23 protein-coding genes are annotated in these 25,404 nt (G+C 38.7%); 11 read left to right on the top strand and 12 right to left on the bottom strand.

Annotated elements, in window-relative coordinates:
* Nucleotides 1-23: 23 nt before the first annotated feature.
* From EU510_RS15550 to EU510_RS15530, 5 genes are all read right to left on the bottom strand, one after another.
* Entirely contained in the window at nt 24-866 is an 843-nt protein-coding gene (locus EU510_RS15550; RefSeq protein ID WP_149594243.1) for a DNA ligase, read from the bottom strand.
* Between the two features lie 33 nt (nt 867-899).
* Nucleotides 900-1,556, bottom strand: a complete 657-nt coding sequence (locus EU510_RS15545) for an HAD family hydrolase (RefSeq protein WP_149594242.1) — start codon at nt 1,554-1,556, stop codon at nt 900-902.
* Nucleotides 1,557-1,627: 71 nt separating this feature from the next.
* On the bottom strand, nt 1,628-1,927 hold the full coding sequence (locus EU510_RS15540) for a hypothetical protein (protein WP_149594241.1): 300 nt from the start codon (nt 1,925-1,927) through the stop codon (nt 1,628-1,630).
* A 105-nt stretch (nt 1,928-2,032) separates the two neighbouring features.
* On the bottom strand, nt 2,033-4,318 hold the full coding sequence (locus tag EU510_RS15535) for a TonB-dependent receptor (protein ID WP_149594240.1): 2,286 nt from the start codon (nt 4,316-4,318) through the stop codon (nt 2,033-2,035).
* 420 nt (nt 4,319-4,738) lie between these two features.
* Nucleotides 4,739-5,599, bottom strand: a complete 861-nt coding sequence (locus EU510_RS15530; RefSeq protein ID WP_149594239.1) for a mechanosensitive ion channel family protein — start codon at nt 5,597-5,599, stop codon at nt 4,739-4,741.
* 200 nt (nt 5,600-5,799) lie between these two features.
* On the opposite strand from EU510_RS15530, the gene EU510_RS15525 reads away from it, so the two are divergent.
* The 5 genes from EU510_RS15525 (at nt 5,800) to EU510_RS15505 (ending at nt 11,532) form a co-directional block, all read left to right on the top strand.
* Nucleotides 5,800-6,009: a hypothetical protein gene (locus EU510_RS15525; protein ID WP_149594238.1), complete on the top strand. Its 210-nt coding sequence runs from the start codon at nt 5,800-5,802 to the stop codon at nt 6,007-6,009.
* Nucleotides 6,010-6,219: 210 nt separating this feature from the next.
* Nucleotides 6,220-8,355, top strand: coding sequence for a M3 family metallopeptidase (locus EU510_RS15520; RefSeq protein ID WP_149594237.1), 2,136 nt, complete (start codon nt 6,220-6,222; stop codon nt 8,353-8,355).
* 114 nt (nt 8,356-8,469) lie between these two features.
* Nucleotides 8,470-9,321 (top strand): carboxylate/amino acid/amine transporter, encoded by an 852-nt coding sequence (locus tag EU510_RS15515; protein ID WP_149594236.1) that lies wholly within the window; start codon nt 8,470-8,472, stop codon nt 9,319-9,321.
* 68 nt (nt 9,322-9,389) lie between these two features.
* Nucleotides 9,390-10,715: a glycerophosphodiester phosphodiesterase family protein gene (locus EU510_RS15510; RefSeq protein WP_149594235.1), complete on the top strand. Its 1,326-nt coding sequence runs from the start codon at nt 9,390-9,392 to the stop codon at nt 10,713-10,715.
* Between the two features lie 82 nt (nt 10,716-10,797).
* Nucleotides 10,798-11,532 carry a dienelactone hydrolase family protein gene (locus EU510_RS15505; protein ID WP_149594234.1) on the top strand — a complete coding sequence of 245 codons (735 nt, stop codon included), beginning with the start codon at nt 10,798-10,800 and terminating at the stop codon, nt 11,530-11,532.
* 19 nt (nt 11,533-11,551) lie between these two features.
* On the opposite strand, the gene EU510_RS15500 is transcribed toward EU510_RS15505, so the two are convergent.
* The gene (locus EU510_RS15500; RefSeq protein WP_149594233.1) at nt 11,552-12,475 is read right to left on the bottom strand and encodes a LysR family transcriptional regulator; all 924 of its coding nucleotides are present in this window, start codon (nt 12,473-12,475) and stop codon (nt 11,552-11,554) included.
* Nucleotides 12,476-12,632: 157 nt separating this feature from the next.
* On the opposite strand from EU510_RS15500, the gene EU510_RS15495 reads away from it, so the two are divergent.
* The 5 genes from EU510_RS15495 to EU510_RS15475 all read left to right on the top strand — a co-directional run bounded on the left by EU510_RS15495 (nt 12,633) and on the right by EU510_RS15475 (nt 18,841).
* Nucleotides 12,633-13,316 (top strand): type 1 glutamine amidotransferase domain-containing protein, encoded by a 684-nt coding sequence (locus EU510_RS15495; protein ID WP_149594232.1) that lies wholly within the window; start codon nt 12,633-12,635, stop codon nt 13,314-13,316.
* Between the two features lie 117 nt (nt 13,317-13,433).
* Nucleotides 13,434-14,015, top strand: a complete 582-nt coding sequence (locus EU510_RS15490) for a rhomboid family intramembrane serine protease (RefSeq protein ID WP_149594231.1) — start codon at nt 13,434-13,436, stop codon at nt 14,013-14,015.
* An 87-nt stretch (nt 14,016-14,102) separates the two neighbouring features.
* The gene (yghU, locus tag EU510_RS15485) at nt 14,103-14,948 is read left to right on the top strand and encodes a glutathione-dependent disulfide-bond oxidoreductase (protein WP_024604673.1); all 846 of its coding nucleotides are present in this window, start codon (nt 14,103-14,105) and stop codon (nt 14,946-14,948) included.
* A 259-nt stretch (nt 14,949-15,207) separates the two neighbouring features.
* Nucleotides 15,208-17,148, top strand: coding sequence for a putative bifunctional diguanylate cyclase/phosphodiesterase (locus EU510_RS15480; RefSeq protein ID WP_149594230.1), 1,941 nt, complete (start codon nt 15,208-15,210; stop codon nt 17,146-17,148).
* A gap of 313 nt (nt 17,149-17,461) precedes the next feature.
* Nucleotides 17,462-18,841: an FG-GAP repeat domain-containing protein gene (locus EU510_RS15475; protein ID WP_149594229.1), complete on the top strand. Its 1,380-nt coding sequence runs from the start codon at nt 17,462-17,464 to the stop codon at nt 18,839-18,841.
* 88 nt (nt 18,842-18,929) lie between these two features.
* Here EU510_RS15475 and EU510_RS15470 read toward each other — a convergent pair whose 3' ends face one another.
* Nucleotides 18,930-19,382 carry a hypothetical protein gene (locus EU510_RS15470; RefSeq protein WP_149594228.1) on the bottom strand — a complete coding sequence of 151 codons (453 nt, stop codon included), beginning with the start codon at nt 19,380-19,382 and terminating at the stop codon, nt 18,930-18,932.
* Between the two features lie 12 nt (nt 19,383-19,394).
* On the bottom strand, nt 19,395-19,670 hold the full coding sequence (locus EU510_RS15465) for an EF-hand domain-containing protein (RefSeq protein ID WP_007581281.1): 276 nt from the start codon (nt 19,668-19,670) through the stop codon (nt 19,395-19,397).
* A 301-nt stretch (nt 19,671-19,971) separates the two neighbouring features.
* On the opposite strand from EU510_RS15465, the gene EU510_RS15460 reads away from it, so the two are divergent.
* Entirely contained in the window at nt 19,972-20,829 is an 858-nt protein-coding gene (locus tag EU510_RS15460) for a PA4780 family RIO1-like protein kinase (protein ID WP_002958167.1), read from the top strand.
* A gap of 24 nt (nt 20,830-20,853) precedes the next feature.
* Here EU510_RS15460 and EU510_RS15455 read toward each other — a convergent pair whose 3' ends face one another.
* From EU510_RS15455 to EU510_RS15440, 4 genes are read right to left on the bottom strand one after another with little or no spacing between them, the layout of a single operon-like run.
* Nucleotides 20,854-21,528 (bottom strand): response regulator, encoded by a 675-nt coding sequence (locus EU510_RS15455; RefSeq protein ID WP_024597035.1) that lies wholly within the window; start codon nt 21,526-21,528, stop codon nt 20,854-20,856.
* Nucleotides 21,529-21,566: 38 nt separating this feature from the next.
* Nucleotides 21,567-23,012, bottom strand: coding sequence for an ATP-binding protein (locus EU510_RS15450; RefSeq protein WP_149594227.1), 1,446 nt, complete (start codon nt 23,010-23,012; stop codon nt 21,567-21,569).
* Nucleotides 23,012-23,542 (bottom strand): hypothetical protein, encoded by a 531-nt coding sequence (locus tag EU510_RS15445; protein ID WP_149594226.1) that lies wholly within the window; start codon nt 23,540-23,542, stop codon nt 23,012-23,014. The genes EU510_RS15450 and EU510_RS15445 overlap by 1 nt, the downstream gene beginning before the upstream one ends.
* A 9-nt stretch (nt 23,543-23,551) precedes the next feature.
* The gene (locus tag EU510_RS15440; protein WP_149594225.1) at nt 23,552-25,219 is read right to left on the bottom strand and encodes a YHYH protein; all 1,668 of its coding nucleotides are present in this window, start codon (nt 25,217-25,219) and stop codon (nt 23,552-23,554) included.
* Nucleotides 25,220-25,404 lie beyond the last annotated feature (185 nt).

Genomic DNA, 25,404 nt, shown 5'->3' with positions numbered 1-25,404 from the left:
ACACTTTGTAAAATTTATAAATGTTATAAACTATCTCTGACACGTAAAAAGCTAGCAAAACGCGGTAACCCATTTTTTGTTAAGCCATGAAATCGGTACGTTACAGTACTACCAATCTCAGGTGGAGTGGAGCGTTCTGTATCACTAAACCCAGTACCAATAGAAAAGACCTGCCCCTGTGCTGTTTTTACTCTCAATGCGCCTAACATACCTTGGTATTTGCCTTTACCTGGTAAGTGCGCAATCACAACAGCTTCTGCATCTAAATAAGGTTTTAATTTTAGTAATGCATTACTTCTTCCATTGCTGTGCTTAGCGCTTGCTAAATGAAGCATTACGCCCTCACCGCCCTGCTTAGTTATGTTGTCAAAATACTCTGTAAGTTGCTCATTATTTGTAAAGCTATATTGAACTACAGCATTAATGTGCGGCGAGTTTAGGCTAGTAATAAGCTCATTATAGTTTTTATAGCGAGTGCTAAAAGGCAGATTTTCATTTGGCATATCAAATACTTTATAAGTAATAGTTTGCCAATCATGATTATTAGGTTTTTTAGTTCTGACTATGCCACTAAGCGCAGAAAAGTGCTCACGTTTAGTCCACAACTCACCATCAAACCATACATTTGGCAATGGCGCTGTAAACCAACTTGGCGCATTGATAATATTACCCTTACGAGTTACAAACTCCGTGCCGGTCCAGATAGCTCTTACGCCATCATATTTTTCACTGACTAAATATTTACTTACATCATAATGCTTCGTTTCGTTATATACTTTAGCCAGTAAAACAGAGGGTTGTGCTGCACTTATACATTGCGTAAAAAGTACAACAACAATTAAAAGCAGATGTTTAATAGTAAACATTGGCGCATCCAAGCACGTAAAAGTTGGCTTAAACTATAGTTGAGATTGCGCCCATTGCCAAAACTCATCTAAGTTGCTCATTTGATAGGTAGCTTGGCTAAAGTCGTGATCTTTAGTATGGCTATTGGCAATGGCTACCACACGTAATAAAGCATTATTAGCAGCTGTTACCCCTGTGTAAGTATCCTCAACAGCAATTGCATTGCTAGGTTGTATATTTATCTGCTCAAGTGCCAGTAAATATGGATCTCCTGCAGGTTTAGGATTAGTTACGTCGTCTTTTGTAACAACTGTGTCAAACAGCTCATAAAACCCTAAACCTTTAAGTATTGGCATGGCTTCACTTGTAGCACTGCCTGTTACTAGCGCCATTTTTAGGCCACTACTTTTTACCGCTTTCAACGTTTGCTCAGTAAACGGCATTAGTGGTGGTAAATGTGTTATTACATATTCGCCAAATAAACGGTATTTTTCATCCGCTAAAAATTGTGCGGTTACTGATAAGTTATGCTCTTGCTTAATTTCGATTGCAGCTTCTAAAGTGGGTCGTCCTGAAAAGCGCTGACAAAAATCATTTTCTAAATAACTAACACCATAAGGCTTAAGTAGTTTACTCCAACATACAAAGTGCATGCTTTCTGAATCAACTAATGTGCCATCCATATCAAATAATACTGCTTCTAATGTCATCCTCATTCCTTACTTAACCTAAGCTAAATTTTGATAATAAAAAAGGCGCCTAAGCGCCTTTATTAATACTATTACTCAGCCAAACCAGCAGGTGGCTCACCCGTTGCTTCCTCACCCGTTTCAACATCAACAAGCTCGTAGCCACGCGTTTTACGTACAACTTTAAGTACTGGCTTATCAAATGCTGTTTTTAAGCGCTCAGAGTCATCTTTCAACTCATCTAAGGTTGTTCCAAAAGGGGCTGCGCCAGTTTCTGACCAGTTAGTTACTTTACCATTTAGGTTATATTCTACTTCGTGTATTTGATATTGCGCTGCTTCGTCTTTCGTTGCTTCACAAAAAATTACACGGTAATTCCAAAATCCAGCCATTTTTTTATCTCTTTAAATTAATTAATGCTACTTTACCAGCTTTATAAAAACATAAAAGCCTGCACAAGGCAGGCTTTTAAAAATTAATATAATCTAGGTTAACGTTTAGAAGAAGTTAACTTTAAATTCAGCACCAACATAACGCTCTTCATTTACCATTGCTGTGTTGTTATTAAAGTCAATTGCACCAATAGCAACTTGCTCATCAAATAAGTTGCGAGCAAATAAAGCTACTTCGTACTCATTATCATCTTGAGCCCATGTGTAACCGGCGCGCACACCTACCTCTGTTAACGGTTTACCTTCAAACTCAACTGCTTCATATAAGAAGAAGTTAACTTTACTGCGGTACGATATATCGGTGTAAGCGTAAAAGTTACCATCAGCCAACTCTTTAGAATAGCGAAGTGTTAAGTTAGAAATAAACTCAGGAGCATTTGGTAAACTATTTCCATCAATGATAGCTCTGCCATTTACTGTCGTGTCAGTAATATGAAGCGTCTCACGATCTGGTACAGGAATAGTAATACTGTCATCTTTTAACTCTGTTTTGTTATAACTAAAGTTAAATGTTGCATTAAGCTCATCAGTTAATACCCACTCTGTATCAAGTTCAAAACCATAGCCAGTTGTTTTATCAGCATTAAGTAAGCTTGTTGTATTTGCAGTACCACCAACAGCCGTTAATTGCTGATCGTCCATTGTAAAGTAGTAAATACTCGCATTTACACGGCCACGGCCATCAAGCACGTCTGATTTAATACCAGTCTCATACGATGTAACCGTTTCTGAGTCAGCTGTAGTAATTTTATCAGAAAATGTAATACGACCTTGAATACTTGGCGCACGGAATGTATTTGCAACTCGCGCATATAAGTTAACGTCATCATTCAATTTGTAAGACGCTGAAATATCCCAACTTACATGATCATCACTTACTTCTGCTGTACGTGTGATATCAGTTGTACATTGCATTAAGTTGTTTAAACAATCATCACTTATTGTTTTACGCACGGCTTCGAAGTCTTTTTCATCGTCAGAGTAACGCAGGCCAGCTGTTAGTTTTAAATCGTCTGATACCGTGTAATCTACAGAGCCAAATACAGCCCAAGCTTTCGTATCTTGCTGCTGGTTAACGTAACCGTTTAACGCGCCGCCAGCTAGAGTGTTATAGCCATAGTTTTCAATAGTTACGGACTCGTCGAAGTAAAATAAACCAGTTTGAAAGTTAATATCACCGTCGTAGTTACTTGCTAGACGCAACTCTTGAGTATATTGGTCATGGTCAGGCATTACACTTTCACTTTCAGATGCAAATGGAATTGAACCAGGGCCATGGTAATCGCCTAGGAAATCAGCGCCATAACCACCATCAATATCACCGCGCGAGCTTACTTCAGCGCTTTCCCAACCAGATATAGAGGTAATAGTATAATCATTAAAATCATACTCAAGCTTTAAGCTCATACCTTCTGCATCAACAGCTTGCTTTTCACGTGCTGCTGCATCGTGATAAACAACTTTGTAGTCAAAGTCATCAACTAGATCGTTAGTACCACTTTTGATTGCATTAGCACGAAATGGAATTGGCGTACCATCCATGTTACGTACGTGGTAGTTAAGAAGAGCACTGAAATCATCTTTTTCGTACAAAAATTGAATACGAGCAGCACGGTCTGTATACCCGCCAAGTACGTCGTCCTGTTCAAAACCTGGTGCACGATTATCAATAAAGTTATCTTTATCTTGCCATAAAACAGAAACACGTGCAGAAAGGTTATCCGTTAAGCCACCACCTACAGCACCTCTAAAATCAACAGCGCTGTCAGTACCGTATGATACTGAGCTAAACCCTTCAAATTCTTGGCTTGGCTTAACCGAGTCAAACTTAACAAGGCCAGCCGGTGTATTACGACCAAACAATGTGCCCTGTGGTCCACGTAATACTTCAACGCGTTCAACATCAAATACCGGGAAACCTTTTAAAATCGCATTTTCTTGTACAATATCGTCAACAACTAACGATACTGGCTGAGATGCATTCAAATCGAAATCGGTATTACCTAAGCCACGTACATAAAAACGCGGAAAAGTACGGCCATATGAAGACTCAATTGCTAGGCTTGGAATTTTCGCATTCATAAAACGAATATCCATACCCGCAGAGCTGTATGCATCAAGGTTATCGCCTTGTAATGCAGAGACTGCTACAGGTACTTCTTGAGCATTTTCTACACGCTTACGTGCTGTTACTTGAATAACTTCTAGTTGATTACTTTTTTTAGCTGTTTCTTCTTCAACAGCTAAAGAAGAAAATGAAGTACCTGCTACTGCAGAGAACAACGTTGCATTGATTAGGGTAGCTAACGTAGATCTTTTCATTGCTTTCATGTTGGGTTTAACCTTTTTTGTGCACTCTTGTTCAACGGTTTTTTGTGTTGCGCAATGTATTCATTGCGGGCTCGTTCAATTTTTCGCGACTTGCGTCATGCGCGCGGACCTTATTACCGAGAGTACAAAAACGATGTTATAAGGCTGAACGAACGATTAAGATTATATCATTGTGTGACAATTTTACTGCATAAATATAGACATAATTAGAAACTTTTTTGCAACATTTAACTACAAAATCACGTGTTTTTATCACTATTTAGATGCTAAATCACAATACTAAGGACATATGTCCTTTATTGGGTTTGATAAAATGAAGTAGGAATAAGGGATTGTTTTACATGTTAACCTAAAATAGAAACACCTGTGATTTTATTAAAAGCCGCCCAAGAGCGACTTTAAATATTAACTATATTTGAACTATGAGCGCTTAAAAGCAATTTCGCCGTCTATATGAATATCACGCTGTGGAAACGCAATTACAACATCGTGCTTTTCAAATACATCATAAAGGCTAAAGCGAATATCACTGCGTACTTTTCTAAGCATAGTTTCAGACTCAGCGCATACCCAAAAAATGGCATTAAAAACGAGCGAGCTATCTGCAAAGTCATCAAATAACACTGATGACTTTGGATTAGTTAAAATAGCGTCATGATCATCAAGCACTTGTTGAATGAGTTTTTCAACAAGCACTACATCTGAGCCATAGGCAACACCTACACTTACCGATGAGCGTGCATTGCCATCTATCAGTGTCCAGTTTGTTACTGTATTTTCTAAAAGCTGGGAGTTAGGTATAAGCATATGAACGCCATCGTTACGGCGAATACGTGTAGAGCGCGTATTAATAGTTTCAACTACGCCTTTTGCGTTACCCACTTCTAAAAAGTCACCAATGCGAATTGGGCGCTCCCACATTAGTATCCAACCGCTGATAAAGTTATTAATAATGTTTTGTGCACCAAAACCAACACCAATGGCTATTGCACCTGACACAAAAGCAAATGCAGTCAGCGGTATGCTTAATACCTCTAAGGATGTAAAAATTAAAATGGCGATACTTAAAATAAAGTACATACGTGTGAATAAATGCACGGCATCTTGGCTTAATTTTTTTGCCAATAACGTTTTTGTTATTAGCTTACCAATGCGTGTAACAATAAACCAAATAACGAAAAGTATTAAAGGCACTTGAATAATTTTTGCTACGGTAATGTGTACATCGCTGTAACTAAATACAACAAAGGCAAGAATTTGGTTTATGTGTTCTAAGGTCATTTATTTTCCAAAACAAGCAAAGGAGCGCTTTAAATTTAAATCACTGTAAAGTAAAAGCGGTTCAGTGTTGGGTAAGTTTAGCAGTCATAATATAACTAAAACGCCAAGTTAATAAGTTCAATATGCTTTTTATGAACAATTTATTAACTCTTTATTGCACCGAGTGCTATATAAATAGTGTACAAGCACTGGAGATCACTATGTCACAACTAACTTTAAATCAAAGGCTGGCAACTTTGCAGCCACAGATAGACTTACATTTATTTGAGAGCAGCCTAGATTATCGAAATAAAATTTTGTGCCTTCTTGCAGAGCAAGAGCAAACACTGGCATCTATTAACAAAGAGTTTGGCCAACAACAATCTAGCAACTTTGGCTCTGAGAGAAAATTTGTACTTGGATATAACTAAGTAAATTATTACTCAACGACTTGATTAAGTAGCTCAAGTGTTTACTTTTAGAGCTACTTTTACCTCCCTTAAAGCTAAATATTAGCTAATTTGCGTTAAAATCCCCCTTAATACCGATAAACTTTATTGTATAAACCCCAAAATTTGATAAGTTAACTAGGTTTTTCGACTCGCAAAGCCTATTCCGGCTAATCTTTTTATGGAGTTATTATGCGTAAAACCCTGATCGCCACTACTATTGCTAGTGCTTTAATACTATCTGCCTGTTCATCTAACGATACACAAAACATGGCAAAAGAAGGCGCAGCACAAGTGCAAGACATGAACGCAAACAATGTTTTATTTAAGCCAAGCCCATTACAATACATGGCACCTGAGTTTGATAAGTTCGGTACCAAAGACTACGAAGCCGGCTTTGATGCGGGTATTGCTCAGCATACTGCGCAAGTACAAGCTATTGCTAACAACCCAGCTCCTGCAACTTTTAAAAATACATTAGTTGAAATGGAAATGTCTGGCGAGCTACTAAACCGTGTATCGGCTGCTTTTTATAACTTATCAGGTTTGATTTCTGATGACGAATACCAGCGTATAAGTAAAAAAATGGCGCCAGTGTTATCTGCTCACTCTGATGACATTTACTTAAATGGTGCATTATTCAAGCGCGTACAAACTATTTACGACAACAAAGACTCGCTTAATGCTGAAGATCAACGCCTTGTAGATTTTTACTATAAGCAATTTGTAAAAGCAGGCGCTAAATTAAATGACGCTGAAAAAGCAAAAATGCGTGAAATCAACTCACAACTTGCAGAGCTTTCTACTGCGTTTTCTCAAAACATTTTAAAATCGTTTAAAGAAGATGTCATTGTAGTTACCGATAAATCTAAACTTGCTGGCCTTTCTGAAGGTGAAATTGCAGGTCTTGCGGCCGCGGCTAAAAAAGCCGGTAAAGACGGCTACATGATCACGCTAGTAAATACAACCCAACAGCCAATTTTATCAAGCCTTGAAAACCGCGACCTACGTGAGCAAATTTTTAAAGCCTCTGCTAACCGTGCAGCAAAAACTAACGGCCCAATTATTATTGAAGAAACAAACCTACGCGCTCAAAAAGCAGAGCTACTAGGCTTTAAAGATTGGGCATCGTATGTAATGACGTCGCGCATGGCGCAAACAACTGACAACGTGTACGGTATTTTAGATGACCTAGCACCAAAAGCAGTTGAAAAAGCTAAAATTGAAGCAGCTGCTATTCAAAAAGTAATTAACGATTCAGGTGAAAGCTTTGAGCTTAAACCATGGGATTGGGCTTTTTACGCAGAAAAAGTACGTGCTGAAAAGTACGACTTAGATCCAGCCCTTGTTAAGCCTTACTTTGAAATGGATTCTGTAATTCACGATGGTTTATTCTTTGCAATGAACAAGCTATACGGTATTACATTTAAAGAGCGTAAAGACTTACCGGTTTATCATGAAGATGTTACAGCTTACGAAGTATTTAACGCTGACGGCAGCGCCATCGGTTTATTTTACTTAGACCCATACGCACGTGAAGGTAAGCGTGGCGGTGCATGGATGAGCGCTTACGTAAGTCAAAGCGGCTTAAAAGGCACTAAACCAGTTATTTACAATGCGCAGAACATTCCAAAACCTGCTGCAGGCGAGCCAACGTTAATGACCTTCGACGAAGTGTCAACTATGTTCCATGAGTTTGGTCATGCGGCGCACGGTTTATTCTCTGACGTTAAATACCCAAGCTTAGCGGGTACTGCTACAGCGCGTGACTTTGTTGAATTTCCGTCGCAAGCGAATGAAGATTGGATGATTGAACCTACGGTACTTGCTAACTACGCCAAACACTACAAAACAGGTGAGCCAATTCCACAAGCTTTACTTGATAAAGTACTTGCATCGCAAAAATTCAACCAAGGTTTTGGTACCACTGAATATTTAGCCGCTGCTTTACTTGATATGGAATGGCACTCGTTTGGCTCAGATAAAAAAATTACTGATGTTCAAAAGTTTGAAAACGATGCGCTAAAAGCACACGGTATTGATTACTACCCTGTACCACCGCGTTATAAATCAAACTACTTTAGCCATACATTTGCCGGTGGTTACTCTGCGGGTTACTACGCATACCTTTGGACTGAAGTATTTGCAGCCGATGCCTTTGCACACATGGAAAACAACGGCGGCTTAACACGTAAAAATGGTGATAAGTTCCGTAAAGAAATTCTATCTAAAGGTAACAGCCGCGACTTAATGCAAAGCTACATTGAGTTTAGAGGCCAAAAACCAACTACCGACGCATTACTTAAGCGCCGTGGTTTAGTTGAGTAAATAACTTAATTTATTAAGCTCACTTTTATAAAAGCCCGCTTGCGGGCTTTTATTGTTTATACCCTCACATATAACAGATAAACTTAGCTCAATATTTATTAAAAGACGACGGCTATGCGGTACTTATTTGCAGTAACTTTACTTTGGGCATTTTCATTTAGTTTAATTGGCGTGTATTTAGCAGGTCAGGTTGATGCATGGTTTAGTGTGTTAATTCGCATAGCACTAGCAACCCTCGTATTTTTACCCTTTTTAAAGCTTAAACAAACACCTAAACCTTTAGCCTTAAAGCTTATGCTGATTGGCGCTATACAACTTGGTGTTATGTATAGCTTTTACTACCACTCATTTTTATTTTTAACCGTTCCCGAAGTGCTGCTATTTACTGTAATGACTCCTTTGTACATTACCCTGCTAAATGACGCATTGAACAGACGCTTTAACCCACGCTTTTTTATAGTCGCACTTATTGCTGTAATCGGTGCAATTACTATTCGCTACGAAAACCTAAATAGCGATTTCATAATCGGCTTATTAATCGTTCAAGGGGCGAATATAAGTTTTGCTGTAGGCCAAGTTACCTACAAACGCTTAATGAATAATAACCAGCTTGATGACAAAGCCGTATTTGGATGGTTTTTTATAGGCGCACTTATTATTGCCACAATTTGCTATGCATTATTTGGTAACTCAAACAAATTACCAACCACTTCTACACAGTGGGGCATACTAATTTATTTAGGGTTAGTTGCATCAGGACTTGGTTACTTTATGTGGAATAAAGGCGCAACCCTTGTCAACGTAGGTGCTTTGGCGGTTATGAATAACTTGCTTATCCCAGCTGGAATTATAATTAACGTGCTGATCTGGAACCGAGATGCCGATATAGTCAGGTTAAGTATTGGGGCAGCTATAATGTTAGGTGCATTATTGGTGAATCAAATTATTAATAAAAAAGTAAATTAATAAGCTTGTAGCAAAATTGTCATTAATAATCATTAAGGTAGTACAAATTTTACTTTTAAGGATAAACAATGAAACGTATTACCCTACTTACAAGCTGTATATTGTTAGCCACACTTGCTGGCTGCGATGACGATGTAGAAATAGTAGAAAAAGAAGTGGTTGTTACCAACACCGAAGTGGAAATTGTTGAAGTACCTACGCCCATTGTTGTAGAGGTTGCTGAAGGAGTAAATATTCAGCTAGGGACTCGCCCTGACTATTTAGTTAACGATATGGAGCAAAGCACACTAAAAACAAAGTTAGAGTCATGCAGCGAAGGTCCTTTTTACCGCACCGATTTTTCTATTGGTCATCGCGGTGCATCAATGCAATACCCAGAACACACTAAAGAAGCCTACATTGCGGCAGCGAGAATGGGCGCTGGCATTGTTGAATGCGATGTTACATTTACAAACGACAAAGAGCTTGTATGTCGCCACTCTCAATGTGACTTACATACCACGACGAATATTTTAGCCATTCCTGAACTTGCAGCTAAATGCAGTGTGCCATTTACACCAGCCGACCCAGCTAATGGTATTGCAGCTTCAGCTAAATGCTGTACCAGCGATATAAGTTTAACGGAGTTTTTAACCCTTGAAGGTAAAATGGATGGTGCAAACACTAATGCAACGACCGTTGCCGATTACATGGATGGCACACCAAGTTGGCGCACTGATCTATACGCCACCAACGGCACATTAATGACTCATAAACAAAGCATTGCACTGTTTAATGAGATGGGCGTAAAAATGACCCCAGAGCTAAAATCGCCACAAGTAAGCATGCCGTTTGATGGCATGACGCAAGAGCAATATGCGCAAAAAATGCTAGACGAGTACACACAAATGGGTGTGCCAGCCTCAAAAGTTTATCCGCAATCGTTTAACCTTGATGACGTAAAATACTGGATTAACACTAATCCTGACTTTGCAGATAAAAGCGTATACTTAGATGGTCGCGACAGTGAAGCCGGATTTGATCCAAGTAACCCACAAACATGGCAACCGAGCATGGATGAACTTGTTGCCGATGGCGTTAAGATTTTAGCTCCTCCAATTTGGATGATGCTAACAATAGATAACGAAAGTAATATTGTGCCATCGCAATACGCTATTGACGCAAAAGCAGCTGGTTTAAAGCTTATTGCATGGAGCCTTGAGCGCTCGGGCCCGCTTAATGAAGGTGGCGGTTATTACTATCAATCAATTGCTGATGTTATAGATAACGATGGCGACATGATGACGGTAGTCGACGTACTCGCAAAGGACGTGGGGGTAATGGGTATTTTTTCAGATTGGCCGGCTACGGTAAGTTATTACGCCAGCTGTAATAAAATGCCTGCAAGTATTTAAAAACAGACTACAAAAGTCGTTTATTTTATCGCGCTCAGTTACCATATCAGCATACATAATTTTATTTTACTGAGCGCTTTTTATGATAATCCAACAACATAATGCTGACTTGCCAACACCGACAGGTTTAATGCGAACAACTGTATATCGCCCTCAAGCGCAAGGACAGTTTCCTGCTATCATTTTTTATTCTGAAATATTTCAAAAAACTGCACCTATTGCACGCAGCGCAGCTATTTTAGCAAGCCATGGTTTTGTGGTGTTAGTGCCTGAAGTGTTTCACGAGTTAAACCCTATAGGCACTGTGCTTGCTTATGATGATGCAGGTAAAGGCAAAGGCAATGCCGACAAATGGGCAAAGCCACTTGAGCACCACGACAGTGACACACAAACTATGATCGACTTTATTAGATTACAAAGCTATTGCACAGGCACCGTCGGCGTAATGGGCGTATGTATTGGCGGTCACTTAGCTTACAGAGCGGCACTAAACCCTGAAATTAATGCGGCTTTTTGTTTATACGCAACTGATATTCACAGCAATACATTACCTGCGCAACCTGGGAATAACTCGTTCGAGCGTATGGCTGATATACAAGGTGAAATTCACTTTATATGGGGTAAACAAGACCCGCATGTGCCAAAAGAAGGCCGGGCTAAAATATACCAACAATGTGTAAGCACGGGCATCAATTACCAGTGGCAGGAAGTTAACGCACAGCATGCCTTTATGCGTGATGAAGGTGAGCGATACGATGCAGCCCTTGCGATAAATATGTATCAACAAGCGGTGGCATTATTTAGCCGAACTTTATAAATGCTGTAAAAACTACTCATTAACTACTTTTCAGCATACCTAAAGCGGTATGCTGTTTTACAAAGTATGCTTTTAAGTAGTCAATAAACAATCGTAGCTTTTTAGAGCCCGCAGCCCCTGGCGGAAATACCCCGTAAAGCTCAATATCTTTACTTTTATAATCATCTAATATTATTTCAAGCTGTCCAGCTTGCACTTTTGGCCACGCATCGTAAAGCGGAATACGCCCAATGCCATGCCCAGCTTCAACAAAAGCAGTACGAGCAGCGGCATTATTGGTGCTTAAGCCGCCTTGCATTGTAATATCGTGCTTTTTGCCATCTTTTTGAAGTGTTAATGTTTTACTGCCCAATTGATAAACAACCCATTGGTGCTCTACTAACTCTAAAGGCGTTTTAGGCTTACCAAAATATTCAAAATAATCAGGCGCGCCACAAATGCACGTGCTCATTGTAGTCAGCTTGGTTGCCTGCAAGTTGGAGTCACTCAGTGCCACCCCCCTAATTGCAAAATCAAACCCATTTTTAATAATATCAACCACATCGTCAGTAAGCTGTAAGTCTATTTGAATTTTAGGATATTGGCGCTTAAACGTATTTATAGCAGGCACAATTAACTGCATTCCCACATTTACTGGGCAACTAATTTTAAGTAAACCTTGTGGCTCGCTCTTTATATTTTCTATTTGCTGATTAGCCGCATTAGCTTGTTCGGTAATTATTCTACAACGCTCATAATAAGCAATGCCCGCTTCAGTGAGCGCCATGGTACGGGTTGAGCGATTTAGTAAAGTAACTTCAAGCTGCGTTTCTAATTTTTTTAAATGATAACTTGCAACTGCTCGCGTAAGCCCTAGCTGTTTGGCTGCAGCGGTTAAGCTGCCCTGCTCTACAATTTGTGCAAATACAACCATGCTCTTTAACTGCTCAAACGACACCTTCATAAATGCTCCGTAGTGTGTTTTAAATTCAACCTTTTTATTGTATCAATTATTAAATCAATAAAGTTAAATTTATCATCGTTGTTTAAAGTAGTGTTAGTGCATATAGTAATTGGTAAGCAAGATAAACTAATTAAAATCATCAGAAGGAATATATTCAATGTCTAAAAAAATACTTATGGTTCTTACATCTCACGCAGAACTTGGTAACACTGGCGAAAAAACAGGTTTTTGGGTAGAAGAATTTGCAGCCCCTTATTATGCCTTTGTTGATGCAGGCGTTGAGGTAACTTTAGCGTCTCCTGCTGGCGGTCAACCACCTATTGATCCAACTAGTACACTTGCCGATTTTCAAACAGATGCAACAAAACGTTACGACGCAGACAGCGCGGCGCAAACATTAATGGCAAACACTAAAGTGTTAAGTGAAGTAAAATCTAGCGATTTTGACGCTGTATTTTACCCAGGCGGCCACGGCCCATTATGGGACTTGGTTGACAACACAGATTCAATCTCTCTTATCGAAAGCTTTGTAACAGAGCAAAAACCTGTTGCTGCGGTATGTCATGCAAGTGCTGCATTTTTAAATGTTAAAGATGCCGATGGCAATGCACTAGTAGCGGGTAAAAAAGTAACTGGTTTTACTAACTCTGAAGAAGCTGCAGTCCAACTTACCGATATCGTGCCATTTTTAGTTGAAGACGAGCTAATCAAAAAAGGTGGCGATTATCAAAAAACTGACGACTGGGGTGTATTAGCACTAGAAGACGGTTTAGTAATTACCGGCCAAAACCCAGCAAGCTCTGAACTAGCTGCAAAAAAACTATTAACTAAATTAGGTTAATAGTGATTAATAACTAAAATTAAGCACAGCATTTTATGCTGTGCTTTTTTTAATTGCTTTTCATTAGCAAATACAATTCCTATACTGGCAACTCTTAAAGTCAATTAGGACGATTATATGGTAACCAAGCCAACCACACTGTCATTACTAACAAGTACCCGTTTCGCAATATTTAGTATTGTTGTTATTTGCTTCGTACTACAGGTGATCAATAGCCTACCTGGCTTAAATCTTAATGGTTTAGGTATATATCCACGCAGTATCCAAGGATTAATTGGCATACTATGCGCACCTTTTCTACATGGTAGCTGGTGGCACTTTGCCAGTAATATGATCCCATTTGTAGTATTAAGTTGGCTAATTTGCCAGTACAGCGTAAAACGTTTTTATAACGTATTTATTTTTACCGCTCTAGTCGGTGGACTTTTAGTTTGGGCATTTGGGCGCAGTAACATACATGTTGGTTTAAGCGGTGTTATATATGGTTTATGGGGCTTTATTCTATGCTACGGCTTAGTAAGACGCTCATTAAAATCAATTATAATTGCAGTTGTAGTGGCTATACTTTATAGCGGTTTTATATGGGGTGTTTTACCTCAGCGCTATCATGTATCGTTTGAAAGCCATTTATTTGGAGCGCTAAGCGGGTTCTTTTTAGGTTATAGATTAGCAAAAGCCGATAAACTAAGAGGTCGGTAAATTAAATATTTAGGGCCTTTAATTAATTTTTTATGGCCACATTTATGAGTAAGTATTAAACATTTTCATTTAACATTGAGGTTATTTATGAGTGATCAAAACGAATACACGCCACCAAAAGTATGGACGTGGGAAAGTGAAAGTGGCGGTAAATTTGCCAGCATTAACCGCCCAATTGCAGGCGCGACTCATGACAAAACTCTACCTATTGGCGAGCACGCATTTCAGCTTTATTCTCTTGCTACGCCAAATGGCCAAAAAGCTACAATTATGTTTGAAGAGCTTTTACAGCTTGGTTGCACCGATGCAGACTATGACGCATATTTAATAAACATAGGTGATGGCGATCAGTTTGGATCTGACTTTGTTGATATTAATCCAAACTCAAAAATCCCAGCGCTAATGGATCATTCAACCACCCCACCTACTCGCATCTTTGAATCTGGTTCTATTTTACAGTATTTGGCTGAAAAATTTGATGTACTCATCCCTAAAGATTTAAAAGCTAAAACAGAGTGTCGTAACTGGCTATTTTGGCAAATGGGCTCAGCGCCATACTTAGGTGGTGGTTTTGGTCACTTTTATAGCTACGCCCCAAGTAAAATGCAGTACCCTATTGATCGTTTTACCATGGAAACTAAACGCCAACTTGACGTGTTAAATCGTCATTTAAGCGAGAATGAATACATGGCGGGTGATGAATACTCAATCGCCGATATTGCAATTTGGCCTTGGTATGGCTCGCTTGTTTTAGGCGACTTATATGATGCAGCTGAATTTTTAGATGTAGCCTCATACACTCATGTTGTTCGCTGGGCAAAACAGGTTGCTGATCGCCCTGCTGTAAAACGCGGTCGTCGCGTAAATCGCACATGGGGTCCTGAAGAAGAGCAAATGGCAGAGCGCCATAACGATAGTGATTTCGAAGGCTAAATCTACAAAACAGTAAGTAAAGTGGTTAACACTTTAACCTGCTAGATAATTTTAAGGCTCATAATGATTATTTATTATCAGCCTTTTTGCTGTGCTAACTTTTTTTTTTGCTTTCATAAACTATATTTATTCCTATAGTCAGGATTAGAGCCTAACTAATCGATGTTTAATGCGCTTTTGTTCATCTGAAACATTTAGTGTATTTTCTTAAACGTTTCCCCATCGCTAGTTGGGGTGACTTTGTATAAGGTTTTGCTTAGTGCCATATAAAAATCTAAACAGTGAAGAACACAGAGAATCAGTTAAAATTTTATACTCTAATGCTGTCTCTGGTATTGCCATTTCTACCGTAGTCAGTTTTATATTAGTGTTTGCTTTTGATTTGAGTAACCACCAAATATCCTATGAAAAAAATATTTGGCTAAGCATTATGATCACCTTATTAGCAGCTCGCGCTATTGATGTAATATGGTTTTATAAAGCCCAAAAAGATAACCCGTTATTTAATGCTGACACATACTCAAAAAGGTTTTCAACCGGGTGTATTTTAACTGCGCTTTCTTGGTGTGGATATGCACTATGGTTTCATAGCAGCTCGTCAACAATTGAAATTACAACAACGATTGCTATTTTATCTGCATTTGCTGGTGGCTCTGCAAACCTGCTTTCAGGAAGCCGAGTAACTGCTGTACTTTATAGTATTCTTTTATTGGCTCCCTACTCTTTTTTATTAACGCTTTCTAGCGATAACTACAACTCAGTACTTGGTGTTTTAGGGCTAACATTTACCGCTATTATGGTCGCGTCATCTTATAAATCAGCATCGTTCACGCAAAGCGCAATAAAGTTAAAAAACCAAAACCGTGAACTACTTGATGAAATGGAAGATAAAGTAGAGCAACGTACTGAGGAAATTTACCGCCTTTCGAATACAGATCCACTAACAAGCTTATTAAATCGAACTGCATTTTTAAAAAATGCAAACAAACAACTAGCAGATAACTCTCAAGAACCCTTTGCTTTATTATTTGTAGATTTAGATGGGTTTAAACAAATAAATGATTCGTTGGGTCATAAAGTAGGCGATAAAGTATTAAAAGAAATAGCACGAAGAATTAGTAATGTATGCAATCAACAGCTATTTAAATGCCGTTGGGGCGGGGATGAGTTTTTAATTTTAGCAACGTATCAAAACCAAGCTGAACTTTTTGAATTTGCAGATAAAGTACTTCAAAGCATTGGTGCCGAGCATGAAGCATATAAATATCAAAAATGGGTATCTGCAACTATTGGTATTGCCATTTACCCTGAGCACGGGAGTGATTTTAATACCTTAATTCGCTCTGCTGATACTGCAATGTATCACCAAAAACGCATAGCTAAAGGTAATATCAATATTTATAGCGATTCGCTCAAATTAAAACAAGAAAGAGAGTACCTTTTGAGTCAACGCTTAGCCTGTGCCATAGAAGAAAATAGTTTAAGGCTAGTATTTCAACCAATTGTTGATAGCAAAACATCAAAAGTAACCTCTTTTGAGTCATTATTACGCTGGCAACTAGATGGTGAAAATATTTTCCCTGATGAATTTATAGCTATTGCCGAGCAATACGGTTTAATAACCGAGTTAGGTATTTGGGTAATAGAACAGGCATGTATACAAGCAACAAAATTAAGTCACTTACAACCACAAATTGCTATAAGCGTAAACGTATCGGTTATTCAACTACAAGATCCTGATTTTGTATCTAAGGTATTAAAAATAGTAAATCGCCATCAGGTGGAGCCTAAAAATCTACATATAGAAATTACTGAGTCAGTATTTGCCGAGGATAAACTCACATTTCTGACAGCCGTTAAAGCACTACAAAAACAAGGCTTTTGTATTTCAATTGATGATTTTGGTACAGGCTACTCATCACTATCAAGCATGCTTGATATTGGTGTCGATATAGTAAAAATAGACAGAAGCTTTATTCAAAATATGGATAAACGAGGATTAAGTATTATTCATGCAATTGTACAAATGGCCTCCACTTTAGATTTTACGGTTGTTGCCGAAGGCGTTGAAACTATTGAACAAGCAAACACGCTTACTAATATTGGTGTATCTCACCTACAAGGTTACTACTTTTCAAAACCGATGGAAGTAGATTTTGTAGACGCTTATCTGCATGGGCAAAATAAGCTGTGTAGTTAACCCCCTCCCTCTAAAAGCGCTTAACTACCATACGAGTTTTGCGCTACCTTTTTTATTAGGTTACAAACCTCGCGCCGCGATTAAATCGTCCTTGGGTTAAACAAACTTCAACCATCAAAGGTCAACAGACTCTCCTAAAACATAATCTTACAATTACTTACACCCAGTACATAGTAATTAGCGTAGGCTAAATATAATCCAACTTACATGTGTATAAAAAAAACCAGCGCTGGATAGTACGTAAAATTATGCGCTGACGTTGCTTTAATAATAAAAACTTTAACGATACAACTAAATATAAAAAGGAATTTGCATGATAAAATCACTTTGCTATTCACTCATCACTTTACTTACCCCCATAAGCGTTATAGCTCAAACAATGGCAATAAAAACAACGGATAAATTAGTATCAACCAATTCAGAGATTTTATTTGCATATAATAAAGAATCAAAACAATTAGAAGCCATCAATTTACTTACATCACTTAATAGTGAACTTGCTTTACCAAAAAACGCCATCGGGTTTGATGTTGCAACACTTGCTAACATTACCGATAAACAAGCACTCGTACTAACAAGTGATGGCGTATATAAAGCTCAAGCAGGTAAACCAACATTGTTGTTTAATTATGAGTCGGTTCTTAATCAATTAAAAATAGATAAATTTGAAAAAGTAGACTTTGTTTTCGATGCTAACAACGACGGTCTAAGCGATATTTTCATTCCTGGGTTAGCAAGCAGTACTTTATACATTCAAAATAAAGATGGCAGCTTTAAGCCTGACCAACTTAAGCAAACGCCTAAGTATGAAGGCCGCTTTTCAGAAAAAGGGCTTTCTCTAGAAGTTAATATTAACAATAAACCTGTGGTTATCGATTTTAACCACGACGGATTAAACGACCTGGTTTTTTCAAATGACTTTGGAGCAGATGTACTACTTGCTAATTCAGAGGGCTTTGAGCAAAAGCTCACCTCAATTGATTTTAACATTGAGCTAGGCGAGCTAAGCAATGGCGAGACTCGTAAAATAAAGCAAATTATTGATATTAATAACGACGGATTTCTAGATTTTACAACTAGACAGTTTAAACCAACGCAAGGTATGGATTCGTTAGATATAAAAATAGCACATACTTTGTACCTAGGGAGTGCTAAAGGCTTTAGTAATACGCCCATTACCTTATTTGAAACACAGGGCCCTAGTGAGTTATTGCTCAAAACTGATTTTAATAATGATGGCTTAATTGATTTACAAAAAATGGATTTAGATATTGGCTTAGGTACTATCGCGTCTATGGCATTAGGCGGTGGTAGTACTGATGTCGATGTAGAAATGAACATTTATAAGCAACAGCCCGACGGCTCATTTGCCAATAAATCGAGTATTGAGCTTGATTTAGAAATGGAAGTGGGAATGAACGGCGATGATTCCGAGCCAGCCCTCTACTTAGGTGATATTAACGGCGACAGCTATATTGATGCGGTATACAAATACAGTAAAAAAACGCTGTATATTTATTACGGAGAGCAAGACTCACTGCTAAATGATAAACGCAAAAAATTAAAGCTAACGCTGCCTAAAAATAATAAAGATATTCTTCTGGTAGATATAAACCAAGACGGTAAAAAAGATTTTGTATTTAAATTTACCGAAGAAGATGGCACCAGCAAAATAGAAACACGGTTCAATTAAGCCAATAAAAAAGCCCAACAGAATTAACCGTTGGGCTTTGGACTTAAGACTTTCGAGTAACAGTCGGCTTTACTCTAAGTAATAACACCTAAGCAGTTACATTTAGCAGCGAATCGCCTTCGCTTAAACCAAATTTCTCTTGCACTGATGCAAGTATTGATTCTTTATCTTCATCAGACAACTGGTTTGAATACTCAGTTAATAGCTCATCTAAGTAGCTCACTACCTCGTCTGTATCGACTGATTCTAATGAGTTTTGTGGTGGCGGCGGTCTTTGACCTTCTGCTCTTCCTGCATCACCAATGCTTTTAGCATCAAACTCGAGTTCACCCATTAAATCAGCAAGCTCTTTTGTTGGTTCAATACCTTGCTCTTTAAATGCCGCTTGAATACTTTGCGCATCGTCGCTAGTTAAGTTTTCTGCATCAAACTGTGCAAGCGTTTCTTTAACAAAATCGCTTTGCTCTGTTGTTAATTTTGCAGCTTGACTACTTTGTTGCGGCATAAAATTCGCAGAGCTGCTGCCAATATTATTAATCATTTTAGTATCCTTTCAACGTTCACGACGAGGTGGTTTATGATCGCTAAGCTCTTGTTCACTAATTTCACCATTACCATCGGCATCTATAGAATCAAAAATTGTTTGTGCATCGCCGTGCGGCGGTTTTTTAGCACTAAACTCTTCAAAGCTAATTACGCCATCACCATCAGTATCAATAGTTGAAAAGTCAGGTTTTTCAGGAGGATTGTCACCGCCTCGAGCAGCTACATTAGCTGAAAAAGCAATAGATAATATTGCCACAGTGGCAAGAGTTGAAAAATGCTTCATAGTAATAACCTCGTGTTTAAGAATTAAACTAAGCTTACGCTTTAAAAACGCAAACAATGTGCAAATAATGAGGAAGTAATAAATTATTTTTAATAAAAACTGATGATTCAAAAAAGTTCTGGTTGATTGCTTTGCAATCAATATATAAGCTAATAAAATAATACGATTAATTACTCTCTAGCAGTAGTGTTACTGCCCTTAATTCTCAAAGCTGATATACTGCTTGAGCCAATTAAACAAACAAATACAGAGCACTTTCATAAATAATGATTAATAACCAACCCTACTTAGCAGGCAATCTGTGAAAATACCTAAACGCCTACAACCTCTTGTTGATGATGGCCTTATTGACGAAGTAATAAGCCGACTAATGAGCGGTAAAGAAGCCGATGTATTTATTGTCCGCTGTGGTGAACATATTCGCTGTGCGAAAGTGTATAAAGATGCAGTTAAACGTAGTTTTAAAAAAGCGGCCCAATATCAAGAAGGCCGAAAAGTACGTGGTGGACGCCAAGCGCGTGCTATGGGTAAACGCTCTAGCTATGGCCGCCAATTAGAAGAAGAAATTTGGCAAAATGCTGAAGTTGATGCGTTATCTCGTTTAGCTGGCGTGGGTGTACGTGTTCCTGATACTTACTTTTGTATTGATGGCGTGCTGCTTATGGAACTCGTCTCTGATGAGGATGGTAACGTAGCCCCTCAACTAGGACATGTCGTTTTTAGTGAAGAGCAAGCGATTGAGCAGTATAAACTCATGATACATTACATTAAGCTTATGCTTTGCGCTGGTATAATACACGGCGATTTATCTGAGTTTAATGTACTTGTAGATAATAACGGCCCTGTAATTATAGATTTACCGCAAGCCGTTAACGCTTCAGCAAATAACAGTGCACAAGCTATGTTTGCACGCGATGTAAATAACATACGCCGCTATTATGGTGAATTTGCGCCAAGTATACTAAAAACTCAATACGCTAAAGAAATGTGGGCACTATTTGAAGAGGCCAATTTAACGCCTAATTCAACGCTTACAGGTGAATTTGAAGACAGCGACGAACTTGCTGATGTAGATTCTATTCTTGATGAAATTCAAGCTGCCGAATACGAAGAGTTTGACCGTTTAGAGCGAATTAAAAATGCTGACGATGATGAATAACTCATCGTCATAGCTCATTCCACCTTACTGTGGATGCACAAATCGGTAGCCAACCCCATAAACAGACTGGATAACACTTTCAGTTTGTGTCACTTCATCTAGTTTTTTACGCAACTTTTTAATATGACTATCAATAGTGCGGTGGCTCACAATACGCTGATCGGCGTACATAGTGTCCATTAAGCTATCGCGCGAATAAATACGATTTGGGTTGTTAAACAAAGGTTTAAATAGCTGAAATTCAAAGTTCGTCAATTCTATACTGTTTGATTTATATTTTACGCTATAGCTGCTCTCATCAAGCTTCATTGTTGACTCTGTAACGTCACTTGCGTTATTTAATCGCCTTAAAATAGCTTTTACGCGTGCCACCAGCTCAGCATAACTAAACGGCTTACAAATATAATCATCTGCACCTAATTCCAGCCCAAGCAGCCTATCTATTTCTTCTACTTTTGCCGATACCATAATAATAGGCACGTTTGAAAAGCGCCTGATTGCTTTACACAGTTCAATACCACTTTGCCCTGGTAACATTATGTCTAGCAAGATTACACTCGGCCTGTTAATTTCAAGCCAAGGCAATACTTCATTCCCGTGATGTATTTGATGAGTAATAAAGTGATGGCTGCTTAAAAAGTCACTCATTAAGTTAGCTAGCTTTACTTCATCTTCCACAATTAGTATTTGTTCACTCATAGGCATCTCTGTAAGTAACCTTAACTTTATTTTATAAACTAAATAGTTGGCAATCTAATAATAATAGCAAGGCCGCCTAAGCTGGCTTTTTCTGCAGCTATTTCACCTTTATGACCTTTAACTATATGCAGGCAAATAGATAAACCTAAGCCAGAACCGCCCTCCTGGCGATTACGCGAACTATCTACTCGGTATAAATATTCAAATAAATGCGATAAATGCGACTGCTCTACACCTACACCATTATCTTCAATTATAAGCTCTAAGTAGGTTTGCCCTTTAATGCTTATATTGTTAGCCGTTAATGAAATAGTGGTGCATTGTGCATAATGCACCGCGTTCATTAAAATATTATCGAGCAGCTGCAAAAGTCGGGTTTTATCTGCTTGTACCGTTATATGTTTAGCGCTATTGAGTAAGTAAATTTTTATATTGTGCTGCTCAAGTATAACCTGATATTTTTGCTCAATAGTATTTAATAATAAAGCCATATCAGTAGGTTGCATTGTGTAGTGCATACCTCCTAACTCTGCGCTATTGAGCATATGCAAGTCGTCTATTAAGCGTTTTAAATGTAGAGCTTCATCGTTAGCCGAACTTATGTTTTTTGCGTTCGGTTCTCGTATACCAAGTAGCATAGCTTCAAGTTCACCGAGTAAAATGCTCATTGGCGTCCTAAGCTCATGAGAAATATTAGCAAGCCAACGCTTACGTACTTGCTCATCTTTAGCGAGTGTAAATGCAAGGATATTAAAATCTTCGCTTAATTGGCCCAACTCATCTTTTCGTTCAAGCGTAAGTTTGGTCTCGTAATTACCTTGCGTTAAGCGATGCATACCGTTAGCAATTTGCTTTACTGGGCTTACTAAGTGGCGAGACAATAAAAAGGTAACCAGTAATGTAAGCAATACCGCAGCTAAAGCAATAAACCATAAGTAGTTAGTTTGCTGCTGTAAAAAATCAAGCTCATATCCATCAACCAAGCTATCTCTTTTAGAAACCGCTAAGTAGCCCACTACTTTATCGCTAACAATAATTGGGGTTGTTATATATTTTAAATCGCTAAGGTATTTACCCACTACTCGCTGTTTATTTTCGTCAAGCAAAGCGTAATGAGCAATATTTTCAGGTGGTAGGCGGCGCTCTCCCCCTAAACGAATATGATCGGGTGGCGGGCGTCGCATCATTCCCCCTCTTGGGCCTAGACCTTCTGGTGGCCTAGGTAAAAACTGGCTATTTTCTAGCTGCGATTCGACGCGTTTTCTAAAATTTTCGCCATTGCCGACAACACGTTCCCATGCGGGTGTTTGTTCGTATTGCTTTGCAAGTTGCACAACAAGTGGTTCAAGCGCTTTTACTTCTTTTGCATTAACAAAATCAATTACGCCTTGCCCTATGCTCCACTGTATAAGAACCACCAGCCCAGCAATAACACTAAAGGTAAAACTAAATAGTATTAAAAAAAGTTTATTATGAATTTTCATTAATGCGTGTTTTCAACCTTGCTAGGAAAGCTTTCAAATCGGTATGTTATAAACTCTTTGGTTTGGTCGTTAACATACAACGTAGCAACTATTTTTTTGCCCTGAGCGGTCCAATACATATGACCATGATTATTTAAAGTAACCGATACGGTATTTATACCAGTTTTAAATAAGTTAGCAGGTAAATGCAATGCATGTCCGTAAATTCGCTGTATTTTAACCCCATTTATATATAAATGAGCATGACCTTGTAAAAAGCCCGTGTCATCGTTTGTAGTAACGCTCATCATTTTCTGCATGTTCATTGCGCCCTCAGGGGGTACAGATAAATCATAGTTCTGTGTATCTAAAATTAAGTTATAACCCGACATACTATCTTTTAATAACTTAAGGCTTAATGCCGGGACTGGCATATCATTTGGTACTGCTATGGGCATATGGCTATGATCCATCATTTCCTGCTGCGCAAAGAGCTTAAAGCTCAATAGCGCAGCAGTAGTTAGGATCAATGCGTATTTAAAATAACGCATAGTTACTCCTTACATTCCCGGTGGTGGACCCATTGTTTCGCCCGTATCACAGCGACCAATTGAATTATCGGCCAATTGCCCTTTAAAACGAGGCCCTATTTGATAAGGAAAAGAAGGCTGTAATTTACCATCGCTGTCTAACGTTAATGTTATATGGTAGTGATAACCCTTGCCATCGTTAGTATCGTGGCCGTTATGCTCATCTAATTGAGCACCGGTTACTGTTTTTTGTGCGTAGTAATAATCTTCAAAGTAGTAACCATCGTCGGCATTTAATGTATTACCAGAGAGCGTCGTTACTTCTGCGCCAATAGCAGGACCTGCATCACTTGTTTTTGTGCCTTGGCTAACATCGTATTGATCAACTAAGGTACAGCTTCGTTCGCCCTCAGTACCACAACCACCTTCACTTTCTGATGCGCCATAATCACGTATTTCCCAGCCACTTAATGCTAGTTGTCCGTTACTTTCATAAGGACCATAAAGCGGATAGCCATCAGCTGCAAACCCATAAATAGGTGAATGTGCATCGCCATCATCTTCAAGTAAATCAGCTAAGCAACTAGTGTAAAAATGGTGATGATATTCACCGTTAGCAGCATGTCCGCCACACACATCAACATCATATTGCTCAGCAATGGGCGCTAATGTATACCAAATATTATTACCGTAGCTCATACCATCGCCCCAGTTAAATATACTGGTGCCATTAACCATTAAGCCAACTGTACCTAAACCTGTTTCACAAGTTTCAGTGTCAGATAAATCGGTAGGTGTTATCGGAAAATACGCTTCAACGGTTTGTTCTGTCGGGCAACCTGGTCCTGGAGGCCAATAGCCTGCACCGCCTGTGTCATCACAGTTTTCAGTGCTGCTGTTATAGCCAATATCTTCACCAAACGAAATAGTTTGGCCTACTGCTGCTGAGGTTACGCCGTTATAAAAATCAGTAGCAGCACGCGGGCGATTATTAAGTGCGTCTACTTGGTCTTGTGTAAGCGTTACGTCATATTTAGGGATGTCAGTTGTTTGCACATACATGTATTCAACGTCAGCATCTTCCTCAGTAACAGTAACAACCTCAACTGATTGAACATCTTCAACCACTGCGCCATTGTTTTGTATATAAGTGGAGGTTGTATCGTTGTTAATTAACCAGCTGGTAAGTTTTGCACTATTATCAACTGCACCAGTATCTGAGTCTGAGTCTGATGAAGCAATAACATTAACTATAACGGTATCTACAACGACATCGGTTGTGCCGTCATCTGCACTAATTTCAAACACAAGTGCTTCATCGATTAAAACTTCAGGTGCAACAAACTCAGTAGACGTCGCAGTACTTGAAGATAAACTAACGGTAGAGCCTGATGTTTGTGACCAGCTAACGGATACTTCGCCATCATCTTCAACTGTTGAAATTAAATAAACGGTATCGCCCGCATTAACAGTTTGGTCAATACCGGCGTCAACCGTTGGAGCACTATTACTGACTGTTTCGCCGTCTGTTGTAGTACTTGTAGAATCGCTGTTACATGCGCTTAAAGCTATACAAAGCGCACTTAACGCAAATAGCTTAGTTACATTAGAGGCTTTTGTTTTAAGAAGTGTTTTCAATGCTTGAACCTTTACTTTAACGTTTAATAAAACAAAGTTAACAAGTAAAAGTGCAAACAATGTGCACAAACTAAGGAAGAATAAACATAAGATTAGGGCGTGTTGATCTTTGGTGGTTGAATTTGCAGCAGTATGTTTGGTTTTTAGGCAAGGCAGAGCCTATGAAGTGTGGTTATTCCCCATAAATAGGCGATAACGCAGCATAAAGACCAAACATGCGCTGCTCTTTGGGTTCTTTCTAGGGA

It is taken from the genome of Pseudoalteromonas sp. FUC4, from assembly GCF_008370255.1.
In the GTDB taxonomy this organism is placed as follows: domain Bacteria; phylum Pseudomonadota; class Gammaproteobacteria; order Enterobacterales; family Alteromonadaceae; genus Pseudoalteromonas.
The sequence above is the reverse complement of the archived record's forward strand: the minus strand, read 5'-3'. Positions and strand labels throughout refer to the sequence as shown.